We start from the raw sequence: 21,921 nt of genomic DNA, 5'->3' as shown, positions 1-21,921 counted from the left end.
TGACCAGGCCCGGCAGCTCAATTTCCGCTCAGCCGTTGCAGCAGTGCGACTTCTTCGGCGACGGTGGCACATTCAGCGCCGGGTTGCGATCGAAGAAGCTCACGGGCTTGAGCTTGAATCCGGCGTAGTCCACCGGCATCACGGGCCAGTCCTCGGGCCGCGGGAAGTGCGTCAGCCCGAAGGTGTGCCACACCACGATGTCCTCGCCCTCGATGTTGCGGTCCTGCGCGACGTACGACGGCAGTCCGGCGTCACCCGGGTGCTGGTTGACGAACTGCCCGGCCGGATACCGTTCGGCCGGATCGTATTTCGTCACCCACAGGTGCTTGGTCGCGAAGGCCGCGCGCTTGGCGATGGAGCTCGATGGACCGGCCAGCAAGGTGGGCTGCCCCTCGGGATGCAGCGCGTAGCCGACGTTCTGGCCCAATCGGTTCTGCTTGGTCGGGTTCGTGATGTGCCAGACCCGGGCCTTGAGGTTGTCGGCGGTACGCATGGCTTCGAGCTCGTGCGTCAGCTTGGTCTTCTGCGGGCGGAAGGCGTTGCCCCACGGGTTCTCCGGTCCCATCGGGACACCGACGGCGTCGACTTCCTCGACAGTGTTGGTCAGTCCGTCGACCGCCATGTCCAACCGTGCCGAGAACATGTGCTGGTGGAACGGCGCGCCCAGGCCCGGCGCCATCTCGGTGGAAAAGCCCTCCGGTCCACGGTAAGCCGATGCGAACACGATGCCGGTGGCCTTGGCCTCCAGCTCGATGGTGCCGTCGAGGTAGAGGTACCAGTAGAAGCCGTAGTCGTAGTTGCCGATGGTCAGAAAGAACGAGATCACCAGACGCCGCGACCGCCGGACCTCGGCCATGCCGTTGAACATGTCGGTGTGCTTCCACAGCACGCCGTAGTCCTCCTCGTGCAGGCAGATCGCGTTCTTCATCAGCTTGGGCTCGCCGTTCTCGTCGGCGATGGTGACGTCGAAGTACTTGATCTCGCCGAGGCAGTCGCAGCCCAGTTCGAGGGCATTGGTGTAGCGGCCGAACAGGTACTCCCCCTGGTCGAAGTAGTTCTGCCAGTAGCGGACCGGTGACGGGTCGGCATACGGCACCACCATCTCCGCGATGGACGCGCGGTACACCACCGGCCGCCCGTCGATCGACAGCTGGTGCAGCGTCAGGCCCTCACGGACGTCGAAGCCGAAGCGGAAAGACCAATCGGCCCAAGTGATCTGGTTGCCGTCGACGGTGAAGCTCGCACCCTCGGGCTGGGTGATCTCGATGGGCTTGAGGTCGGTGCGGGCCGGGACGGCATGGGGCGCGGCATCCCACTCGCCGCGTTCGCTGGGCAGCGGCAGCTCGATCTCGTCGATCACCTTGACGACCTTGCGGCCCGTGAGGTCCACGTAGGCGACGACGCCGTCGATCGGGTGCGCCCACGGCAGGTCGGCGGCGTCGTACTGGTAGAACGCCAGCACCCGGACGATGCGCCGGCCGACCTCGTCCTCGTGACCGAAGACGCCGGCCGACAGCGGAACCGCCCGCACGTCAGTCGGATTCAGCTCGCGCTTGGTCATGGCCTCGATCCATTCGGGACAGTCGAGCAGGAACGCCTCGATGTCCTCGAACTCCTGGTCCAGGATCGGCACGTGGCCGTCGCAGGTGCTGTCGATCGCCACCTCGCTGACGACGCGGCCCTCGGTCACCGACACCACCAGGTCGGAGCCCTGGCCGGTGGCGCGGTCCAGCAGCAGCACCCGGGCCCGACGGTCCATGGCGGCACCGGGGCGGAAGGCCAGCACCTCGCTCTTGTGCGGCTCCTCCAGTGCGACGAACACGAAGCGGACGCTGTCGCCGAGCAGGCCGTGGGCGTCGACGATGCGGCGTGCGGCGCGGATCTCGTCGGCGCTCAGCGGGGTGAGCGGGTGGTCGGGAACTGTGGTCACCTGAGGTTCAATAGTGGCAGTCATCGTGCGATCTCCTTTGCGATATCAGGGTTTTCGTTCTGTTGAGTTCCGGCGTGCGGTCGCATCACCGCGACCGCGATGCCGCCGGCGAAGGCACCGACCAGCAGGACGCCGATGATCGCGGCCAAGGTTCCGGAACCACCGACCAGCAGCGGCAGGTTGACGGCGGTCATCACCGACAGCACTGCCAGACCGGCGAAGCCGAGGCTCGGCGCGATCACGGTGTGCCACGGCCGGGTATCGAGTCGGGTGCGGCGGAAGTAGACGACGACGGCCGCGGATGTCAGCGTCATCAGCACCACGATCCCCACCGACGCGGCGCCGACGAACCACGTGAACACCTGGGTCACCGGGTCCAGGCCGGCCAGGACCGAGGCCGCGACCAGCACCAGCGCCGAGAGGGTCTGGGCGAACGAGGCGACGTGCGGGGAGTCGTGCCGCGGGTGGGAGCGGCCGCAGCGCCCGGGCAGTGCCCGACTGTTGCCGAGCGAGAAGATGTAGCGGGCCAGCACGTTGTGGAAGGACAGCAGCGCCGCAAAAAGGCTTGTGATCAAGAAGATCTGGACCAGGTCGCCGGCCACCCCACCGACGTAGTGGGTCGCGGTCTCGGTGAGCATGGTCGCGGGGTTCTTCGTCGCCTCGTCGACCGCGCCGGCGTCACCCCACGCGCTGACCAGCGCCCAGCTGCTGAGCGCGTAGAAGCCACCGATCAGCAGCAGCGCGCCGTACGTCGCCCGCGGGATGGTCCGCACCGGGTCACGGGCCTCGTCGCGGAACACCGCCGTCGCCTCGAAACCGATGTAGCCGGCCAGCGCGAAGATCAGGGCGATGCCCGGCGCCCCGGAGAAGAAGTTCCCCGAGTGCAGCACGGCCGTCGAAAGCCCTTGCGCGCCAACATGTCCGATGACCGCAGCGTTGATCACCAGCACGATGCCGACCTCGCAGACCAGCAGGACACCGAGCACCTTGCCCGACAGCTCGATGTGCCGGTAGCCCAGGAATCCGGTGACCGCCATCATCAGCAGCGCGTAGAGATACCACGGCACGGCGGGTCCGCCGTGGCCGGTGACGAGCTCGTTGATGGACGCACCGATGTAGCCGTACACCCCGACCTGGACCGCGGTGTAGGACAGCAGCGCCAGGAACGCGGCACCGAGCCCGGCATGCCGGCCGAAGCCGTGCGCGATGTAGGTGTAGAACGCGCCGGCACCCGTGATGTGGCGGGCCATGGCGGTGAAACCGACCGCGAACAGCAGCAGCACCGCGGTGCAGACGACGTACGAACCCGGGTAGGCCGCCCCGTTGCCGGCGGCGATGCCGATCGGGAAGGTGCCGGCGACGACGGTCAGCGGAGCGGCGGCGGCGACGACCATGAACACGATCGCCACCGGGCCGAGCCGGCCCGTCAATCGATTGGGCTGAGCACCGGTGCTTCGACCGGCATCGAGAACTGCGTCAGTTGTCATGACAGCACCTTCGCTGGAATTGAATGTAAATTGGTTGCGGTGCGGTAAGGCTTGAGTGAGTTCAAATGAGAATTGCCGAATGGGTGAATTCTCATTTGACGCCCGAATTCACAGCGCGATGTTGATGGCCTTCGTCTGGGTGTATTCGGCAATGGCGCCCTCGCCGAGTTCACGGCCCCAGCCCGATTGTTTGTAGCCGCCGAACGGCAGCGCGGTATCGAACGCGTTGTGGCAGTTGACCCACACCGTGCCGGCCTTGATCTGCTGCGCCACCCGGTGCGCGGTCGAGACGTCGCGCGTCCACACGCTGGCGGCCAGCCCGTAGGGGGTGTCGTTGGCGGCTTCGCGCACGCCGCGGTCGCGGTTGAAGGGCACGGCCACGGCGACCGGCCCGAAGATCTCCTCCTGGTAGACGTTGAAGTCGCGGAGCACGTCGACCAGCAGCGTGGGCTGCACGTAGAAGCCGCTCTCGCCGTGCCGGCCGCCGCCGGCCAGGGCCCGTGCGCCCTGCGAGATGCCGTCGTCGAGGTAGCCGGTGACCTTGGTGAGCTGCTCGCGCGAGACCAGCGGGCCGATGTCGTTGGTGGGGTCCAGCCCGGGCCCGATCCGCAGGCCGGCCGCGTGCTCGGCGACGCCCTGGGTGAACTCGTCGAAGATGGCGTCCTCGACCAGCAGCCGGGTGCCGGCCGTGCAGGTCTGGCCGTGGTTGAACAGGAAGCCGCCGGCCACGCCGGGAATCGCGGCCTCGAGATCGGCGTCGGCGAACACCACCTGCGGGCTCTTGCCGCCCAGTTCCAGCGAGACCTTCTTGAGGTTGCCCGAGGCGGCGTTGACGATCTTCTTGCCCACCTCGGTGGAGCCGGTGAAGGCCACCTTGTCGACGCCGTCGTGTGCCGAGAGTGCCGCGCCGACGTCACCGAAGCCGGTCAGCAGGTTGAACACCCCGGCCGGGACGCCGGCCTCGGCGATGACCTCGGCGAGCAGCACCGCGGTCAGCGGCGTCTGCTCAGCGGGCTTGAGGATTACGGTGTTCCCGCAGGCCAGGGCCGGTGCGACTTTGAACGCGGCCATGACCAGCGGGAAGTTCCATGGGGTGATCTGGGCGCAGACGCCGACGGGCTCACGCAGCGTGAAGGCGTGGAACTTGGCGCCCGGCGCCCACGGCACCGACACCGGGACGGTGCGGCCCTCGATCTTGGTGGCCCAGCCGGCGTAGTAGTAGAAGATTTCCGCGGCCCAGGTGACATCGACGGCCTTGGCGACGGCGACGGACTTGCCGTTGTCGATGCTCTCGAGTTCGGCGAACTGATCGGCCCGGGCCGTGATGCCCTCGGCGATGCGCCAGATCATGCGCTGCCGCTCGGCGGGCGTCATGGTCGGCCATGGGCCGTCCTCGAAAGCCCGGCGTGCCGCCCGCACTGCCCGCTCGACGTCTTCGGCGTCGCTGTGCGGGACCGTCGTGATGACCTGCTCGGTGGCGGGGTCGACGGTGTCGAACCGCCGGCCGGACGCCGATTCGACCCACTGTCCGTCGACGTACATCTGCTGCGGACGGGAAATGAAATCGGCGGTCCGCGGGTCCAGATCGGTACTGAGCGTGGCTGTCATGGAAATCATGTTTACGCGCCGATGTGGTGCGCGTCACCACTAATTCCGAATGGGTATTTCACGAATTCGGATTCTCATTTGAAATGGCTTCGGCATTCTCATTCGGGCCGGTCGATAATCGCAGTTCGTGTCGATTTCCGGCTCTTCATGATTGAGGGTGTAGAACGGTCAGCTGCTGTCGGCCTGTGATTGGGGTGTCTGGTTGGCTGGGTGTGTGCCGGAGGAGAAGCGGAAGAGTAAGAGGAAGAGCGCGGTGTCCGGGGGTGGTGTGGACCTGTCGATGCTGCAACAGCTGATGGCCGATGCTGGCCGGGATTTGTTCGCGGGAGTGTTCGATGAACCGACACCCGAGGTGGGAGCTGTGCCGGAGCGTGTGCGGGGTTTCCGGGTGCGGGTCGACCTGATGTACGCCAAGCCGCCGATCTGGCGTCGTCTGGTCCTGCCGGGTGACCTCGTGCTCGATGAGCTGCATGACGTGCTGCAGGTTGCGATGGGCTGGCAGGACGGTCATCTGCATAAGTTCGGTGTCGGGGCGGACCGGCGTACCCGTGTCTACTTCGTCACCAGATTTGATCTCAGCGAAGGCGACGACGGTCTCGTCGAGGACGGTGTGCGCCTGGATCAGGTGGTCTCCGGTAAGGGCGACCGGTTGTTCTATGACTACGACTTCGGCGACGGATGGGAGCACGTGCTGGTGGTCGAAGACGTTCTCGATGATCCACCTTCGGCTCCGGTGTGCCTGGCGGGCAAGATGGCCTGCCCGCCGGAGGATTGTGGTGGCTTGGGCGGCTATGAGGAATTGGCTGCGTGGGTTCGTGGCGGGTACGACCCGCGGGCAACACCGATGGGGCTGGGTGCGCAGGAGATGCGCGACTGGCTGCCCCGAGGCTGGCACCCCGATCGTTTCTCGGTGACCGAGACCAATGACGCTCTGGCCGCGTCGAATATGCGTTGAGGACTCTTCACTGCCGAGGTGCAAGGAGCTGAGTTCGGAAGCCTCCGGTCTCGAGCAGTGACCGGGCGATGTAGTTGGTGAGGTTGCGGAAGCCCAGCGCGGATCCGCGCAGGTGTTCGAGGCGGCCGTTGATCGCTTCGGTGGGCCCGTTGGAGGTGCCGGGGCGGTCGAAGTAGGCCAGCACGTCGGCGGCACGCTTCTTCAGGGTCCGTCCCAGGGTGATCAGTTCGGTCAGCGGCTTGGGAACGCCGGTGCTCAGCGTGGTGATCAGCGCCGCCATCATCGTGCGGCCTTTCGTGCGGTCGGGTTCACGATACGCGGCCACGGTGCGCTGATACATCTGCCAGGTGGCCTCGACTTCTGCGTGGGCGTCGGCGGCGAACAAGGCGGCCAGCCGGGTGCGCTGGCGGTCGGTGAGCAGATCGGCACCGGTGTGCAGGGTGCGTCGGCAGGTGTAGAGCGGGTCGGACTTGCGGCCGCGGTGCCCACATGTCGCCAGCTGCACCCGGCGGCGGCACTCATCGAGGGCGTTGCCAGCCAGGCGCACCACGTGGAAAGGGTCCATCACCGTCGCCGCCTCGGGCAGTTCCTCGGCGGTAGCGGTCTTGAACCCGGAGAAGCCATCCATAGCAACAACGTCCACGCCGTCACGCCAGTCCTGCGGCCGCTCGGCCAACCAGTCCTGAAACGCCTTTTTTGAGCGACCCTCGACCATGTCGAGCAGCCGAGCCGGACCGGTCCCGTCACGCACAGGGGTGAGATCGATGATGACGGTGACGTACCTGTCACCGCGACGGGTGTGCCGCCAGACGTGCTCATCGACGCCGATCACCGCCACGCCGTCGAAACGGGCCGGATCGGCGATCAGCACCCGTCGGCCTTCTGCCAGCACCGCGTTGTTGGCGGTGTTCCACGACACCGCGAGCGCTTCGGCGATGCGAGCCACGGATAGATGCTGGCAGACAATGGCTTCCAGCGCCCACCGCAGAGCACGCCGCGACAGCTTGGCACGTGGTTCGGCCATCCTGGTGGTGTCTTGTCGCCACACGTGGGCGCAGCCGGCGCACCGGTAGCGACGGATGGTCACCAGCAGTGTGGTGGGGCGCCACCCGAACGGCTCATGGGCCAGAGTACGGGTGAGGCTGTCGCGTGGGATGCCTTCTTCGCCGCAGCGACGACACCACCGGTCCTCGTCGGTCACCCGGCACGCCAGCACAGCACGGCCGGGCTCAAGGCGTTGTCCGGTCACCTGCAGCCCAAGTTCGTCGAGGCGGCAGAAAGTCGTCAGGTCAGCGCAGGCGAAGCCCGCCCGACCGGTAGCGTCAGGCACGTCGAGGTCTTTCGGATGAGGAGTGTAGGAACCCTCATTTTCGAGAGACCTCGACCTCTATCCCGGCAACGACGCGCCAACCACCTCTACACCCTCATCTGTGAAGAGCCCGATTTCCGGACCCGCCGTCGGCCGCACCGAGGCCGGCCGGGTCTCCGATTCTCATTTGAAGATTTTCGATGTTTACCCGACAACGCTGCCGAGGCCGGCGGCCATCGGCTACCTTCCGACAAATGGGCCCCACCCGAACCATCCGGAGCCGCTCGCCGGTCGCCGGGCTTCAGCGCGCGCAGCTGACGTTCACCCAGGTTCTCGGGCAGTCGGTGTCGGCGGTGGCGCCGTCGGCCGTGATGGTCACGCTGCCCGCGCTGGTCCTGCCGGCGGCCGGCCACACCACGATCGCGGTGTTCATCCTGACCGCGCTCATGATGACCGCGGTCGGGTACTGCATCACGCAGTTCTCCACCCGCATGGTCGCGGTGAGCGGGCTGTACAGCTACACCGTCAAGGGCCTCGGCCCGGTTCCCGGTGTCGCGGCGGGCTGGTCGCTGGTCGTCGGCTACGCCGCGGCCGCGATGGCGAGCGCGCTCGGCGCGGCCGGCTACCTGGCGACGCTCTTGGGCCGCGTCGGGGTGCCGGCAGGCAAACCCGTCATCGCCGGCCTGACCGTACTGGTCGGCGCCGCGGCACTGATCCTCATGGTGCGGGGCATCAGGCTGTCGGCGCGCATCTCGCTCGCGGTCGAGCTGTTCGCGATCGTGGTCGCCGGGGTGGTGTTGATGATCGCCTTCGGCGGGGCCGTGACCGGCAGCGCCGCATCACCGAAAGCCGTTGCGGATGCGCCACATTCCGCGCTGGGGTTCGCGCTGCTGCTCGCGATCACCTCGTACGTGGGCTTCGAGAGCGCCAGCACAGTGGCCCGCGAGGCGCAGCGCCCGTTCGTCACCGTCAGCCGGGCCATCCGCTGGACGCCGCTGGCGCTGGGGGCGCTGTACACGTTCGCCGCCGTCCTGCAGACCACCGGCACGATCCAGACCCGCACCGGGTCGACGCCCATCGTGCTCTCCCTCCCCGACTCGGCCGACACCTTGGCCGGCGCGCTGTCCGTCGCGATGGAAGTCGGCATCACCGCGTCGTGGATCGCATGCGTGATCGGCTCCACCACCGCGCTGTCCCGGACGCTGTTCGCGATGGGACGCGAGGGCCTGCTGCCGGACGCCCTCGGTCACGCCCACCCCCGCTATCGCACGCCGCACGTCGCACTCAGCGTCGCGATGCCGGTGATCGTCGCGGTGCCGGTCGCCTACCTGTTCGCCGCGGAGTCCAGCCGCGACGTCCTCATCGGGCTGCTGGCGGTGTCGGCCCACGGCTACATCGTGGCGTATCTGCTGGTGTGCCTGGCCACTCCGGCATTTCTGCGCCGCATCGGCGAGCTCACCACGGTGCCGCTGATCGTCGGGCTGGCCACCGCCGTCACCATGATCGCCATCATCATCTGGGCTGCACTGTCGGTGGCGTCGCCGGTATGGATCGCCACCGCGGTCTACTCCGCGCTGCTGGCACTGGGGTTGACGGCATTCCTGGTGCGCCGCCGCCGGGTGCCCGACCTCGCCGAGCGGGTCGGGGTGTTCGACGAGACCGTCGCCGGTGACGTTTTCGCCGACTACAACCCGTGGGAGGTGCGCCGGTGAGCCCCGCCGACGGCGCGCTGTCCGGCCGCCAGCCCAAAGCCGTCCAGAGCGCCCTCCAGGTGCTCGAGGCCGTGGCGCTGGCCGGCACGGGCGTCACCGCCAAAGACATCGCCGAGCACCTGTCCATGCCGTCGGCCACCCCCTACCGGCTGCTCAATCTCCTTGTCGCCGACGGCTACATCGTGCGACTGCCGGACCTGTCGGGGTTCGCGCTGGGCCCGCGGATGGGCCTGCTGATCGACGCCGCGGTCTCCCCCACCGTCTGCACCAAGGCTCGCGAGACACTGGCCGAACTGAGGCTGTCGGTGCGCTTCGGGGTGCACCTGTTCTACTTCACCAACACCTCGGTGCGCCTTGCCGACGCCGACGGCGAATACCCGCCGCCCGCCGATGAATCGGTGCTCAACCGCCACCTGCATGCCAGTGCCGTCGGCAAGCTGCTCCTCGCCGAGAAGCGTGATGCCGACACGCTGCTGGCCCTGACCCCGGCCACGCTCACCGACCGCACCGTCACCTCGAAATCCGCTCTGGCCGAACAGCTCGCCGAGATCCGGGAGTGTGGATACGCCGCGCAGACCGGGGAACTGCGGGCCGATTCGGCGTGTGTCGCGGTGCCGGTCCGGTCCGCCGCCGCGACCCTGGTGGCCGCGGTGGCGATGTCCGGGCCGGCCGAACAGGAACAGCTGCTGCGGAAGCAGGTTCCGGCGTTGCAGGACTGCGCGACCCAGTTGGCGCCGCTGCTGGCGTGATGCGGCTCAGAAGGGAATCGACGCGATCATCGCCCCGGCCCCGGTGACCAGGCTCTCCTTCTTCAGCGTCGTGCCGAAGTACTTCGCGTGCGGGTCGATCACCACCCGCTGATCGTCGTGACGGAGCGCCAGCACCTCCCGAGCCAGCCTCGAGAACGGGAACTTCTCGGGCCCGCCGATGTTGATGACGTGGTTGCGCGGTGGCTCTATCGCGACCTCGGCCAGGTACGCCGCCACTTCGTCGGCCGCGATCGGCTGGATCAAGGCATCCGGCACGCGCACATCGCGCTCGTCACCTTCATCGGTGTCGGCCTCGACCACCATCGAATCGACTATGGCCCTTGCGAACTCGTGGAACTGCGTGGCACGCACGATCGTGTAGGGCAACCCCGACGACGCGATGATCCGCTCTTGCGCGGCCTTGGCTCGCAGGTAGCCGCTGTCGGGCAGTCCGTCGACGCCCACGATCGACAGGGCGACGTAATGGCCCACCCCGGCCGCCCGGGCCGCGGCCACCAGATTGGTGGTCGCCCCGACGAAGAAGTCCATCACCTCGTCGTCTTCGAAGGACGGCGAGTTGGTGACGTCAACAAGGGCGTCTGCGCCCGCCAGGGCTTTGGCGAGGCCCACGCCGCTGAGCACATCGACACCGGAGCGCCGGGACGCGGCGACCACGTCCTCGCCCTCCCGGGTCAAGAGGTCGACCAGCAGTTTCCCGATGAGGCCACTGGCCCCCATGACTGTCACCTTCACTGTGCCAACACCTTTCGTCGTCGCCACGCCGACCCGAGAGTCGGACACTCAGCCTACGTCGCCCGGCATGCCGAGGGGCACGAATCTGCCGTCCGGGACGCCTGGACCGGCGGCAGCGTACGTCCCGTATCGCTGGACGACGCAACACAATTGGTGCCACTGCCGGCGTCACGCTTCGCCCGTCGGCGGGGCCTCCGGCGCTGGCGATCAGCTGTCGCCAGGTTCCTCGACCCGGGACACACCGTTTGCGGAATTGACGCCCACGTCGGTACTGTGCGACAGTCGTCGGGAACGAATCCAGGTACGCACAGCAATGCAATGCATCGGACGGTCAGCATGGTAAATCGGCTGCTCACAGTGCATGATTTGGTCGTTCTGCTGCAGTCGGCAAATCAATTCGAGTTGCTGCTCACCGCGGCGGCCGGGACGGCCTCGATCGTCACCGCTGTGCGGAGTTCGGCAGCTGACGTTGCTGGCATCGATCCGGAGCGCCGGCACACGGACCTGTGCACCTGCGGGGACGGCGACCCTTCGAACTGTCCGGCACGCGACTCCCTGTGAGCCGGGGCGCGGCGCCACCGGCACCGCGCCCCACCACAGTCAACCGCTGATGGCTTCGGCGACCTTCACCCCGACCAGCACCACTGCCACCAGCAGATAGCCGCGTAGCGCGACCATCCCGGCTACCCGCAGCGGTGACCAGGCGGGCCGATCGAGCGTCTCCAGCGCAGGCGTGCGGAAGCTGTCGCGCTCCTGGCTCCGCAGTGCCTTGCGGACCTTGCGGTCGTCCGGCTCTTCGTCCAGATCCTCCACCTGCTCGGGATCCAGGCCACCCAACTCGGCGGCCACCTGGACAGCGTCCTGCTTCCGCTCCCGCCGCCGAGACCGCAGCGTCACCCCCGCGATGGCGCCGCCACCGAGCACGCCGACGGCAACCCCGGCCCCAAAGCCCCATTCCAGCTGTCCGGCAGTCAGATTCGGGAAGAACGTCGCCGCCGTCAGCGCCAGTGACAACAGCACCAACGCCCAGACGATCACGCCCGCCATGATGTTCTGCCGCATGGTGTTGACCCACGGACCCAGCACCGCCTTGTTTTGTCGACGATGTTGGACTGCTGGAAGAACAACTGCCACGGTGCGACGGTGGTGCCGACGATGGCCACGATCAGCAGCAACAGCGTCGAGTTCAGGCCACCCGGGAAGGACGGGATCAACCCGTGCGCGGTTTCCGACACCGACGGGTGGACGATGAACGCCAGCGGGAAGATCACGATGTTGATGGCGATCAGCGCGAAAATGAAACGCTCCCAACGGCGGAACGAACCACCGGCCACCACGGCGAACAGCAGGACCGCCGCGAGCGGCACCGAGATGGCCTTGGGCAGCCCGAAGTAGTTCAACGCCATGGACACCCCGACGAATTCGGTGACGATGGTCAGCGCGTTGACGATGAACAGGTCGCCGACGCTGAAGGCACCCCAGAACTTGCCGAATCGCGCGAAGATCAGCCGGGCGTGCCCTACCCCGGCGACGGCGCCGAGCCGGACCACCATCTCCTGGTTGACGTAGAGCACCGGAATCAGCAGCGCCAGTGTCCACATGAGCGCCATGCCGTAGTTCTGGCCGGCCTGGGCGTAGGTCGCGACGCCGCCGGCGTCGTTGTCGCCGACCATGACGATGAGGCCGGGCCCCATCACGACCAGCAGCATCTTCAGTCGCTGCCGGCGGCTGCGGCCGGTGGTGGTCTCGTCGGTACGGATGGTGCCGAGCGCGCCGACGATGTCGCCGACATGCGCGGAGTCGAGTACTGCGGTGCTTGGTGAATCACGTTGCCGCACTGACGTTTCGCCGGCGGGGCGCGGGGTACGAGCGAAGAGGGCCATGTCGAGATTCCTCCCGGGAAAATGGCAGCACAACAGGGGTCCGCCCACCGGAATCGGTGGGCGGACCGTGCGGCCGAACGGATCAGAAGTTGGGGTGCGCCCCGAGAGACGCCGAGATCACCGCGAGCGGCGTGTGCGACAACTGCAGGTTGTAGCGTTCCTGCGGCGTCAGGTGCGTGCGGGAGTGCACCAGTCGGGCGATACGACGGACGGCGCGGTTGCGAAATACGGTCATGACAGAGCTCCTGTCGGGATCGGACTCCCGTGGCCTGTCGGTCAGGCGGAACCGGCCGGTCGGCAGGTTGACGGGAGTGCGCGGATGATGGTGTCTACGTGATGTTTTCGTCCCAAACTGGACCTATCGCCATCGCCAGATCTCACGTCGTACCTCACCTCCTAGCCGTCGGGCCCGCGTCGGGGCAGCTATCCCATGACAACACAAAAGGGAGATGGCAGCGACCGTGTACCCATTAAAAGGCTGTTAAAACCTGGCGCTGCCGCACCCCTCTCGTCAGAGCTTCGGCACTGGACGACGTAATCCACCGAGGTGGATAGCCACTTTGGGTAACCCCTTAATCCGGGGAGACCTGTCCTGACCCTGGGCGTCTCTCGACGTCGTCGGATCAGTGGCTTCTGTTCGTCCAGGAGCCTCGCCTAGCGAGGTGCTGACGTAGCCAAGGTAACCCGGGTGCACTGACCCGTCAACTCGATTACCTGGGCCGCTTCCCCGCGAGCGTGCAACAGTGCGCGATTTCGTCGAACATCGCGATCTCCAAGCACATTCGTGACGACGGCCACGTGGCGACGTCACGAACGTGCCACCAGACCGCAAAAGTTGCCGCCGGCATGACCTGGCTGCACGTTCGTGGCGACAAAGCCGGACGCTAGGGCTGCTCGAGCCCGAAGATGCGGATGCTCTCGGCGCGCATGTCGACCTTGCGCACCTTGCCGGTGATCGTCATCGGGAACTCGTCGACGATGTGCACGTAGCGCGGAATCTTGAAGTGCGCCAGCCGATTCGCGGTGAACTCCCGGATGGCGGCGGCGTCCAGCGGCGGCGCTCCCGGCCGCATCCGCAACCAGGCGCAGATCTCTTCGCCGTACCGGGCGTCGGGCACGCCGATCACCTGGGCGTCTTCGATGTCCGGGTGGGTGTAGAGGAACTCCTCGATCTCGCGCGGGTACACGTTCTCCCCACCGCGGATCACCATGTCCTTGATGCGGCCGACGATGGCGCAGTAACCGTCCGACCGCATCACCGCGAGATCGCCGGTATGCATCCAGCCCTCGGAATCGATGGCCTCCCGGGTCTTTTCGTCGTTGTCCCAATAACCCAACATCACCGAGTAACCACGAGTACAGAACTCCCCCGGCTCGCCGCGCTCCACCGTCTCGCCGGTCTCCGGGTTGATGACCTTGACCTCCAGGTGCGGATGCGCCCGCCCGATGGTCGCGGTGCGGCGGTCCAGGTCGTCATCGATCAGCGTCTGGCAGGACACCGGCGACGTCTCCGTCATGCCGTACGCGATAGCCACCTCGGCCATGTGCATGTCGGAGACGCAGTGCTTCATCACCTCGACAGGGCATACCGAGCCGGCCATGATGCCGGTGCGCAGGCTCGACAGGTCCCGCCCGGCGAACGACGGGTGGTGCTGCATCGCGATGAACATCGTCGGCACCCCGTAGACGCCGGCGCACTGCTCGGCTTCGATGGCGTCGAGCGTCGCCGCCGGGTCGAAGCCGGGGGCCGGAATCACCACGGCCGCACCATGAGCCATGCAGCCGAGCACCCCCATGACCATGCCGAAGCAGTGGTAGAACGGCACCGGAACACACAACCGCTCGCCCGCTCGGAGGTTGATGCCTTCCGTCGTGAAGTAGCCGTTGTTCAGGATGTTGCGGTGCGACAGCGTCGCACCTTTCGGGAATCCGGTTGTGCCCGAGGTGTATTGGATGTTGATCGGGTCGGTGTTGGCCAGCGTGGCCTGCCGGGTCGCCAGGGCATCGGCACCGACGGCCGCACTGTCCGCTCGCAACCGGTCCCAGTCCGCGCCGTCCAGGAAGACGACGTCACTCAGGCTGGGAACCTGCGGACGCACGTCGTCGATCATCGCCGCATAGTCGGATGTCTTGAACGACGTCGCCGAGACCAACACACGCATCCCGGATTGGTTGAGCGCGTAGGCAAGTTCGTGCACCCGGTACGCCGGATTCACGTTGACCAGGATGGCGCCGATCTTGGCCGTCGCGAGCTGCGTGACGATCCACTGCGCGCAGTTCGGTGACCAGACCCCGACACGGTCACCCTTGTCGACGCCGCGGGCCATCAGGCCGCGCGCGATCAGGTCGACCTCGGCGTTCAACTCGGCATACGTGTACCGCAGTCCCTGCCCGCGGTCGACCAACGCGAGAGTATCCGGATGGGCCGCGACGGTGCGCTCGAAGTTGGCCCCGATGGTCTCTTCGAGGATCGGGGTGTCGGTGGGCCCCGCGTCGTAGCTCAGCATCAGTTCACCAGGTCCTCATAGCGGTATTCCGATGCGATCGGGGTGCCGGCCGCATGCGCTTGATCTTCGCGCTTGCGCAGGTCAACGCGCCGGATCTTGCCGGAAATCGTCTTGGGGAGGTCACCGAACTCCACCCGGCGCACCTTGAGGTACGGCGCCAGGTGGTCACGGGCGAATTCCATGATGGACCGCGCCGTGTCCGCGTCGGCGTCCCAGCCCGTGGCCAGACAGACGTACGCCTTCGGCACGGCGAGCCGGGTGTCGTCGGGCTGCGGCACCACCGCGGCTTCCACCACCGCGGGATGCTCGATGAGCACGCTCTCCAGCTCGAACGGCGACACCTTGTAATCCGACGACTTGAACACGTCATCGGTGCGGCCGATGTACGTGATGTAGCCGTCGCTGTCACGGGAGGCGACGTCGCCGGTGTGGTAGTAACCGCCCGCCATGACGGCCGTATTGCGTTGCGGGTCAGCAAGATAACCGGTCATCAGGTTGAGCGGCTCGGCGCTGAGGTCCAGACAGATCTCGCCCTCGTCGGTGCGCTCGCCGGTCACCGGGTCGACCAGCACCACCGGCACGCCCGGCATGGGCCGGCCCATCGAGCCGGCCTTGACGGCCTGTCCCGGGGCGTTGCCGACGAGCAGGGTGGTCTCGGTCTGGCCGAAGCCATCGCGGATGGTCAGCCCCCAGGCGTCCTGCACCTTGGCGATGACATCGGGGTTCAGCGGCTCGCCGGCGCCCAGAATCTCGCGCAGCCCTTCGGGTTTGGCGCCGAGGTCGGCCTGGATCAGCATCCGCCACACGGTCGGTGGCGCGCAGAAAGTGTTGACGCCGGCGCGACGCAATTGGCCCAGCAGCGCAGCGGCGTCGAAGCGGCTGTAGTTGTAGACGAAGATCGTCGCCTCGGCGATCCACGGCGCGAACACACAACTCCAGGCGTGCTTGGCCCAGCCCGGCGAGCTGATCGCCAGATGGACGTCGCCGGGCGTCACCCCGATCCAGGCCATCGTGGACAGATGGCCGACGGGGTACGAAATCTGCGAGTGCTCAACGAGTTTCGGCTTGCTGGTGGTACCCGAGGTGAAGTAGACCAGCAGCGGGTCATCGACCTCGGTGACCGCGGCGAACGGTCCCGCCGAAACCACGTCGTACGCGTCGGCGTAGCGGTGCCACCCCGGTACCGGATCCCCGACGACGATCCCCACGTACTGCCCGTCCACGGACGCGAACTTGTCCGCATCGGCCGCATTGGTCACCACGAAGCCCGCCCCGCCACGGGTGATCCGGTCGGCCAGATCGGCCGAACCCAGCGCCCCGGTCGTCGGCATCACCACCGCGCCGAGCTTGGCGACCGCCAGCATCGACTCCCACAGCTCGACCTGGTTGCCCAGCATGACGATGACGCGGTCGCCCTTGCCCACGCCCAGCGCCCGCAGCCACGTCGCCACCTGGTCAGACCGGTCGGCCATCTCCGCGAAGGTGTACCGCTGCTCGTCGCCGCCTTCTTCGGTGATCCACAACGCCGCCTGCCCGGCCCGTTCGGGGCTGCGCGCTATGACGTCGAACCAGTCGGTGGCCCAGTTGAAGGCCCCGGTCAGCCGCGGCCAGCTGAACGAATCGACGGCCTGCGCGTAGTCACCGATCGATGCCACGAGGCGGTCCCGCGCCGCTCGGTACTGCTCGGTGTTGGTGGTGATCCCAGCGTCTGTCGCCATGAACGTAGGATCTACGTCACACCCATCCGCCCGCTACCCCCGAAAGAGGGTACTGACCGTGACCACCGGCCCATCCCTGCTGCGCCCGCGCGACACCGACGCGGTGCGCGCTGAGCTGCGGCGTCTGGGCTCCGAGGGTGCGGTACCCGTGATGTTCGGCGGCGAGGTGCACGACGACGCGCTGCTGATCACCGAGTTCTACGGCACCCGCGGCGGTGGCCTCCGGGGTCTGACGGTGCGCTCGATGTGCGGGCTCGGCGGGGCCAGCATGGTCTCGGGTCAGCCGCTCGCGGTGGCCGACTACCGGCACGCGCCGTCCATCACGCACGACTACGACATGCCTGTGCTCTCCGAAGGCATCCGGTCGGTGCTGGCGGTGCCCGTCGTGGTCGACGGCCGGGCCCGGGCCGTGCTCTACGGCGCCTACCGGTCCAGCGCACCCTTCGGCGGCCGGGCCGTGGACCTGATGCTGGCCTCCGCGCAACGTCTCTCGGACGAGCTGACGATCCGCGACGAAGTGGACCGCCGGCTGCGGCTGCAACAGGCCCACGCCGCCGACACCGCGGTCAACACCGAACACATCCGCCAGGTGCACGCCGAACTGCGCCGGCTGGCGGCCGGGAACGTGCCTGTCGCATCGAGCGATCTCGCCGGGCTCGCCGACCGGCTGGCCGAAGCCCTGGCCGGCGGACCCGCGCCGGCCGGTCCGCTGAGTCCGCGCGAAGTCGACGTCCTCGCGCAGATCGCGCTGGGGTGCACCAATACCGAAGCTGCCCAGCGTCTTTCGCTGAAACCCGAGACCGTCAAGAGCTATCTGCGCAGCGCCGCAACGAAACTCGGCACCCACAGCCGGCACGAGGCGGTTTCGAAGGCGCGGCAGCTGCGGCTGATCCCCTGACCGGTCAGGCCAACGAGTCGACCCAGGCGCGGTGCAGCGCCGCATACCGACCGTTCTGCGCGACCAGATCGTCGGGCGCGCCGTCCTCGACGATGCGCCCGCCGTCGAGCACCAGGACCCGGTCCGCGGACTGCACCGTGGAGAGTCGGTGCGCGATCACGAGCGCGGTCCGCCCGGCCAGCACGGTGGCCAGCGCGCGCTGGACCAGCCGCTCGGTCGGGATGTCCAGCGACGACGTCGCCTCGTCCAGGATCAGCACTTTGGGATCGGCCAGGAAGGCGCGGGCGAACGCGACCAACTGGCGTTGCCCCGCCGACAACCGTCCGCCCCGGTTCGCGACGTCGGTGTCGTAGCCGTCCGGCAGGTTGTCGATGAACCGGTCCGCGCCAACGGCTTCCGCGGCCGCGCGGACCTCGGCGTCGGTGGCGTCGGGCCGCCCGAACCGGATGTTGTCGGCGACGGTGCCCGCGAACATGAAGTTCTCCTGCGTCACCATCACGACGTGCTGGCGCAGCTCGGTTTGGGCGATGGACCGCAGGTCGATGCCGTCGAGGGTGACCGTGCCGGTGACCGGGTCATAGAAGCGCGCGATGAGCTTGGCGATGGTCGTCTTGCCCGCGCCGGTGGCACCAACGAGGGCGACGGTCTGCCCCGCGGGCACCGTCAGATTCAGTTCGGGCAGCACCGGACGGTCCGGGGTGTAGCCGAAGCTGACGCCCCGAAAAGCGATGTCCCCCTTGACCGTCGTCAGCGCGACGGGGTCGGCGGGGTCCATGATGGCCGGCCGCTGACCGAGCACCCCGGCCAGCTTCTCCAGCGCCGACGCCGCGGACTGGAAGCTGTTGAAGAACTGCGAAATCTCCTGCATCGGTTCGAAGAACATGCGCAGGTACAGCAGGAAGGCCGTCAGCGTGCCGATCGTCATCTGCCCGTGCAGCACCAGGTAGCCGCCGTACAGCAGCACCACCGCGGTGGTGACGTTGCCGACGAGTTTGACGCCGGGCATGAACACCGCGAGCAGGGTCATGGTGCGCTCGTTGATGACGCGGTAGTCGTCGACGACGTCGTCGAAGATCTCCTGGTTACGCGGCTCACGCCGGTAGGCCTGCACGGCCTTGATGCCCGTCATGGTTTCGACGAACTGCACGATGACCAGGGCCGCGCGTTCCCGAACGATGCGGTACGTCCTGGACGACTCGCGCCGGAACCAGGCGACCAGCAACACCAGCAGCGGGAACGCGCCCAGACACATCAACCCGAGTCGCACGTCCAGCGTGACGAGCAATACCGCGGTGCCGCCCAGGGTCAGGATTGCGGTGATGAGGCTGTCGAAACCCGTCGACAGCATGGTCTGGATGGCTTCGATGTCGTTGGTGGACCGGCTCACCACGCGGCCCGACGTGTAGCGGTCGTGGAAGGCGACGTCGAGCCGCTGGAACTGTCGATACACCCGGCGGCGCAGTTCGAGCAGCACCTTCTGCCCGATCCGGCCCGAGCGGTTCAGGAAGAACAACCGGAAGGTGGCCTGCAGCACCACGACACCGCACAGGGCCGCGACGATCTGCAACAGTTCGCGGGCCGGCCCGCCCTGCACGATCGGTGGGATACCGTGGTCGATGCCGCGCTGCACGAGCAGCGGAACGGACAGCCGCGCAACGTTTTCCACCACCACGACCAGGCCCAGCAGCAGAACCGCGAACCGGTACGGCTTCAACAATGAACCCAACAGCGCCCGCGCTTCACAGCGACGCGAGACGCTCTCGTCGATGGGCAGGTCCTCGACCTTGTCCACCGTCTGGCCGCGCCAGCTCTCGGTGGTCATCGGCGCCCTCTGCTCTTCGCGCGAGCGCTCATCGGCGGCGCACCTCTTCGGACTCGTCGGCCTGCTCGAGATACAGCTGCTCGAGCCGTTCGCGCTCGGCGTCCTGCTCCCAATCGCAACTGCGCTCGCAGCCGTCGTCGAGCTCGTCGTCGGCCGACAACAGATAGCGGTATTCGGGTGCTTCCGCCAGCAACTCGGCGTGTGTGCCGATGCGCGTGATGGTGCCGTCCTGCAGCAGTGCCACCCGATCGGCCAGCAGGACAGTCGACGCCCGGTGCGCCACCACGATGCCCGTCACCGACGTCAGCACCCGCCGGAGCGCGACGGTGACCTCCGCTTCGGTGTGCATGTCCAAGGCCGACAGGGTGTCATCGAGCACCAGCAGCGACGGCGCGGCGAGGATCGCGCGGGCCAGCGAAAGGCGTTGCCGCTGAACGCCGGACAGGCTCATCCCCTGCTCGCCGATACGCGTGTCCAGCCCGAACGGCAGGTCGTAGACGAACTGGGCGGCGGCGATGTCGATGGCTGCGCGAATCTCGTCGTCGGTGGCGGGATTGTCGGCGCCGCGGCCGAGGGCGAGGTTCTCGGCGACGGACATCGAGAACAGCGTCGGGTCTTCGAACGCGGTGGCCACGGCCGTCCGCAGGGCGGGCAGCGACAGCTCGCGGATGTCCCGGCCGTCGAGCAGGATCGCACCCTCGGTGACGTCGTACAGCCGTGAGAACAACGCGGCCAGAACCGATTTCCCGGAGCCGGTGGCGCCGACCAGAGCCAATGTCTGCCCGGGTTCGACCGTCACCGACACGTGGCGCAGCGCCCAGTCGTCGGGTGCGGCGTCGGGGAACCGGAAGCCGACGTCGCGCAGTTCGAGGTGTCCGCCGCGGGGCACGCTGGTGGCCGGGCCGTCGGTGATATCCACTGGTGCGTCGAAGATCTCGGCGACGCGATCGGCCGCGGTCATGGACTCCTGCATCATCGACAGCAGGAAACCCAGCGACGCGATGGGCCACACCAGCGACAGCATCATGGTGATGAACGCGACTAGCGTGCCCATGGTGACCAGGTCGTGGCCGACCGCGTACGCGCCGAATCCGAGCACCAGGATGAGCGTGAGATTCGGGATGACCTCGAGCAGTGTCCAGAACCGGGCCGATACCGCCACCTTGCCGACCTCGGCGTCGTACAGGGCCGTGGCCCGCTCGTCGAACCGCTGGTAGACGTAGTCCTCCCGGCCGAACGACTTGATCACCCGCAGGCCCAGCGCCGACTCCTCGACATGCGTTGCGACATGGCCGGATTGATCCTGCGCCAGCCGGGACAGCCGGCTGAACTGCCGCTCGAATCTGAAGACCGTCACCGACACCGGCACCACAGAGGCCAGGACCACCACACCCAGCGGCCAGTACATGGCCAGCAGGATGGCCGTGACCACGACGATCTGAATCGAGTTGAGCACCAGGAACAGCAGGCCGAACCCGAGGAATTGGCGAATGGTGCCAAGGTCGTTCATCACACGGGACAGCAATTGCCCGGACTGCCACTGCCGGTGGAACGACATGGGCAGGATCTGCAACCGCGCGTAGAGCTCTTTGCGGATGTCGGCCTCGACGCCCATGGTCGCCCGCGCCCCGAGCCAGCGCCGGATGAACCACAGCACCGCCTCGAGGAGGCCCAACCCGAGCGCCGCCGAACCGAGAACCCAGAGGCCGTGCTGATCCTGATGCCGCACCGGACCGTCGATCACGGCCTTGGTCATCAGCGGAATCGCGACCGTCACGCCCAGACCGGCGAACGCGGTGAGCAGCATGGCGCCCCAGCGACCGCGGTAGGGGCCGAGGTACGGCAGCAGGCGCAGCAGATCGGTCGACGCACGCCGACGCCGCGGCACCGGAGCTATCGCCGGAGCCGAATGCAGGGGCTGGGCTACATCAGACACAGCAACTTCAATGCTCGCACGTGCCACTGACAAAACCCGTGCGGGCGGGTTGACCCGCCCGGCTGGTCAGATGAAACCCAGGTACCCGACGAGGCCTGCCGCGGCCACCACGATCAGCGGGTTGAGCTTGGTGAGCATGAAGATCACCGTGCAGACCGCGGTGACGGTGTAGGCCCGCCAGTCGTGGTCGGCGGCTCGGCTCATGACCAGCGATGCCGCCAGGATCAGGCCCACCGTCAGCGGGGCGAAACCTTTTTCGACGGCGCGGCGGAGTTTGGAGCGTTCGGCCTTCTGCCAGATCAGCGTGATGGCGTAGACGAAACCCGCGGCCGGCACCACCATCGCGACCATCGAGACGACGCCGCCGATGATCGCGCCGGGAATGCCGCCCTCTTTCAGTCCGGCGCCGTAGCCGACCATCGACACGATGAGGATGCTCGGGCCCGGCGCGGTCTGCGAGATCGAGAACAGGTCGGCAAACTGGCTGTTCGTCAGCCAATGCCTGCCGTTGACGGCGTTGATATGCATCTCCGGCAGCACCACGTTGCCGCCGCCGATCGAGAGCAGCGACAACATGCCGAACAGCCCGATGAGCTGGATGTACGTCGAGAGCGCCGCTGTGCTCATGCGCGATCCGCCTCCGGCTTCTCGCGG

At 67.4% G+C, this 21,921-nt stretch carries 15 protein-coding genes, 1 pseudogene and 1 riboswitch; of the genes and pseudogenes, 4 read left to right on the top strand and 12 right to left on the bottom strand.

Annotated elements, in window-relative coordinates; genetic code table 11:
- Positions 1 to 28: 28 nt before the first annotated feature.
- From ACZ5IQ_RS03550 to ACZ5IQ_RS03540, 3 genes are all read right to left on the bottom strand, one after another.
- On the bottom strand, positions 29 to 1,954 hold the full coding sequence (locus ACZ5IQ_RS03550) for a primary-amine oxidase (protein WP_464480821.1): 1,926 nt from the start codon (positions 1,952 to 1,954) through the stop codon (positions 29 to 31).
- Positions 1,951 to 3,417: an APC family permease gene (locus ACZ5IQ_RS03545; protein WP_464480820.1), complete on the bottom strand. Its 1,467-nt coding sequence runs from the start codon at positions 3,415 to 3,417 to the stop codon at positions 1,951 to 1,953. The genes ACZ5IQ_RS03550 and ACZ5IQ_RS03545 overlap by 4 nt, the downstream gene beginning before the upstream one ends.
- Positions 3,418 to 3,525: 108 nt before the next feature.
- Positions 3,526 to 5,025, bottom strand: coding sequence for an aldehyde dehydrogenase family protein (locus tag ACZ5IQ_RS03540; RefSeq protein ID WP_464480819.1), 1,500 nt, complete (start codon positions 5,023 to 5,025; stop codon positions 3,526 to 3,528).
- A gap of 253 nt (positions 5,026 to 5,278) precedes the next feature.
- Here ACZ5IQ_RS03540 and ACZ5IQ_RS03535 point away from each other — a divergent pair, with 253 nt between their 5' ends.
- The gene (locus tag ACZ5IQ_RS03535; protein WP_052583420.1) at positions 5,279 to 5,980 is read left to right on the top strand and encodes a plasmid pRiA4b ORF-3 family protein; all 702 of its coding nucleotides are present in this window, start codon (positions 5,279 to 5,281) and stop codon (positions 5,978 to 5,980) included.
- 7 nt (positions 5,981 to 5,987) lie between these two features.
- On the opposite strand, the gene ACZ5IQ_RS03530 is transcribed toward ACZ5IQ_RS03535, so the two are convergent.
- Positions 5,988 to 7,310, bottom strand: a complete 1,323-nt coding sequence (locus ACZ5IQ_RS03530) for an ISL3 family transposase (protein ID WP_052545499.1) — start codon at positions 7,308 to 7,310, stop codon at positions 5,988 to 5,990.
- A 233-nt stretch (positions 7,311 to 7,543) separates the two neighbouring features.
- Here ACZ5IQ_RS03530 and ACZ5IQ_RS03525 point away from each other — a divergent pair, with 233 nt between their 5' ends.
- Both ACZ5IQ_RS03525 and ACZ5IQ_RS03520 read left to right on the top strand, forming a co-directional pair.
- On the top strand, positions 7,544 to 9,001 hold the full coding sequence (locus tag ACZ5IQ_RS03525) for an APC family permease (protein WP_464480818.1): 1,458 nt from the start codon (positions 7,544 to 7,546) through the stop codon (positions 8,999 to 9,001).
- Positions 8,998 to 9,750, top strand: a complete 753-nt coding sequence (locus ACZ5IQ_RS03520) for an IclR family transcriptional regulator (protein ID WP_464480817.1) — start codon at positions 8,998 to 9,000, stop codon at positions 9,748 to 9,750. The genes ACZ5IQ_RS03525 and ACZ5IQ_RS03520 overlap by 4 nt, the downstream gene beginning before the upstream one ends.
- 6 nt (positions 9,751 to 9,756) lie before the next feature.
- On the opposite strand, the gene ACZ5IQ_RS03515 is transcribed toward ACZ5IQ_RS03520, so the two are convergent.
- The 5 genes and pseudogenes from ACZ5IQ_RS03515 to ACZ5IQ_RS03495 form a co-directional block, all read right to left on the bottom strand.
- On the bottom strand, positions 9,757 to 10,503 hold the full coding sequence (locus tag ACZ5IQ_RS03515; RefSeq protein ID WP_464480816.1) for an SDR family oxidoreductase: 747 nt from the start codon (positions 10,501 to 10,503) through the stop codon (positions 9,757 to 9,759).
- 600 nt (positions 10,504 to 11,103) lie between these two features.
- Positions 11,104 to 12,386, bottom strand: a pseudogene (locus ACZ5IQ_RS03510) (NRAMP family divalent metal transporter).
- Positions 12,387 to 12,468: 82 nt separating this feature from the next.
- The gene (locus ACZ5IQ_RS03505) at positions 12,469 to 12,621 is read right to left on the bottom strand and encodes a hypothetical protein (protein WP_212813170.1); all 153 of its coding nucleotides are present in this window, start codon (positions 12,619 to 12,621) and stop codon (positions 12,469 to 12,471) included.
- A 261-nt stretch (positions 12,622 to 12,882) separates the two neighbouring features.
- A riboswitch (M-box (ykoK) riboswitch) is annotated at positions 12,883 to 13,055 on the bottom strand.
- 215 nt (positions 13,056 to 13,270) lie between these two features.
- Positions 13,271 to 14,893: an AMP-binding protein gene (locus ACZ5IQ_RS03500; protein WP_464480815.1), complete on the bottom strand. Its 1,623-nt coding sequence runs from the start codon at positions 14,891 to 14,893 to the stop codon at positions 13,271 to 13,273.
- Positions 14,893 to 16,593 carry an AMP-binding protein gene (locus ACZ5IQ_RS03495; protein WP_464481412.1) on the bottom strand — a complete coding sequence of 567 codons (1,701 nt, stop codon included), beginning with the start codon at positions 16,591 to 16,593 and terminating at the stop codon, positions 14,893 to 14,895. Before ACZ5IQ_RS03495 ends, ACZ5IQ_RS03500 begins: the two co-directional genes overlap by 1 nt.
- Positions 16,594 to 16,669: 76 nt before the next feature.
- Between ACZ5IQ_RS03495 and ACZ5IQ_RS03490 the strand changes: the two genes are divergently transcribed.
- Positions 16,670 to 17,509, top strand: a complete 840-nt coding sequence (locus ACZ5IQ_RS03490; protein WP_464480814.1) for a LuxR C-terminal-related transcriptional regulator — start codon at positions 16,670 to 16,672, stop codon at positions 17,507 to 17,509.
- 4 nt (positions 17,510 to 17,513) lie between these two features.
- Here the strand turns inward: ACZ5IQ_RS03490 and ACZ5IQ_RS03485 are convergent, their stop codons facing one another.
- From ACZ5IQ_RS03485 to ACZ5IQ_RS03475, 3 genes are all read right to left on the bottom strand, one after another.
- Entirely contained in the window at positions 17,514 to 19,331 is a 1,818-nt protein-coding gene (locus ACZ5IQ_RS03485; RefSeq protein WP_464480813.1) for an ABC transporter ATP-binding protein, read from the bottom strand.
- 28 nt (positions 19,332 to 19,359) lie between these two features.
- A complete protein-coding gene (locus ACZ5IQ_RS03480) occupies positions 19,360 to 21,267 on the bottom strand; it encodes an ABC transporter ATP-binding protein (RefSeq protein WP_464480812.1) in 1,908 nt (635 codons plus the stop codon).
- Positions 21,268 to 21,333: 66 nt separating this feature from the next.
- Complete coding sequence (locus tag ACZ5IQ_RS03475; RefSeq protein WP_464480811.1) at positions 21,334 to 21,894, bottom strand: chromate transporter; 561 nt, start codon at positions 21,892 to 21,894, stop codon at positions 21,334 to 21,336.
- Positions 21,895 to 21,921 lie beyond the last annotated feature (27 nt).

The sequence above is a fragment of the Mycobacterium toneyamaense genome (assembly GCF_055384815.1).
The sequence above is the reverse complement of the archived record's forward strand: the minus strand, read 5'-3'. Positions and strand labels throughout refer to the sequence as shown.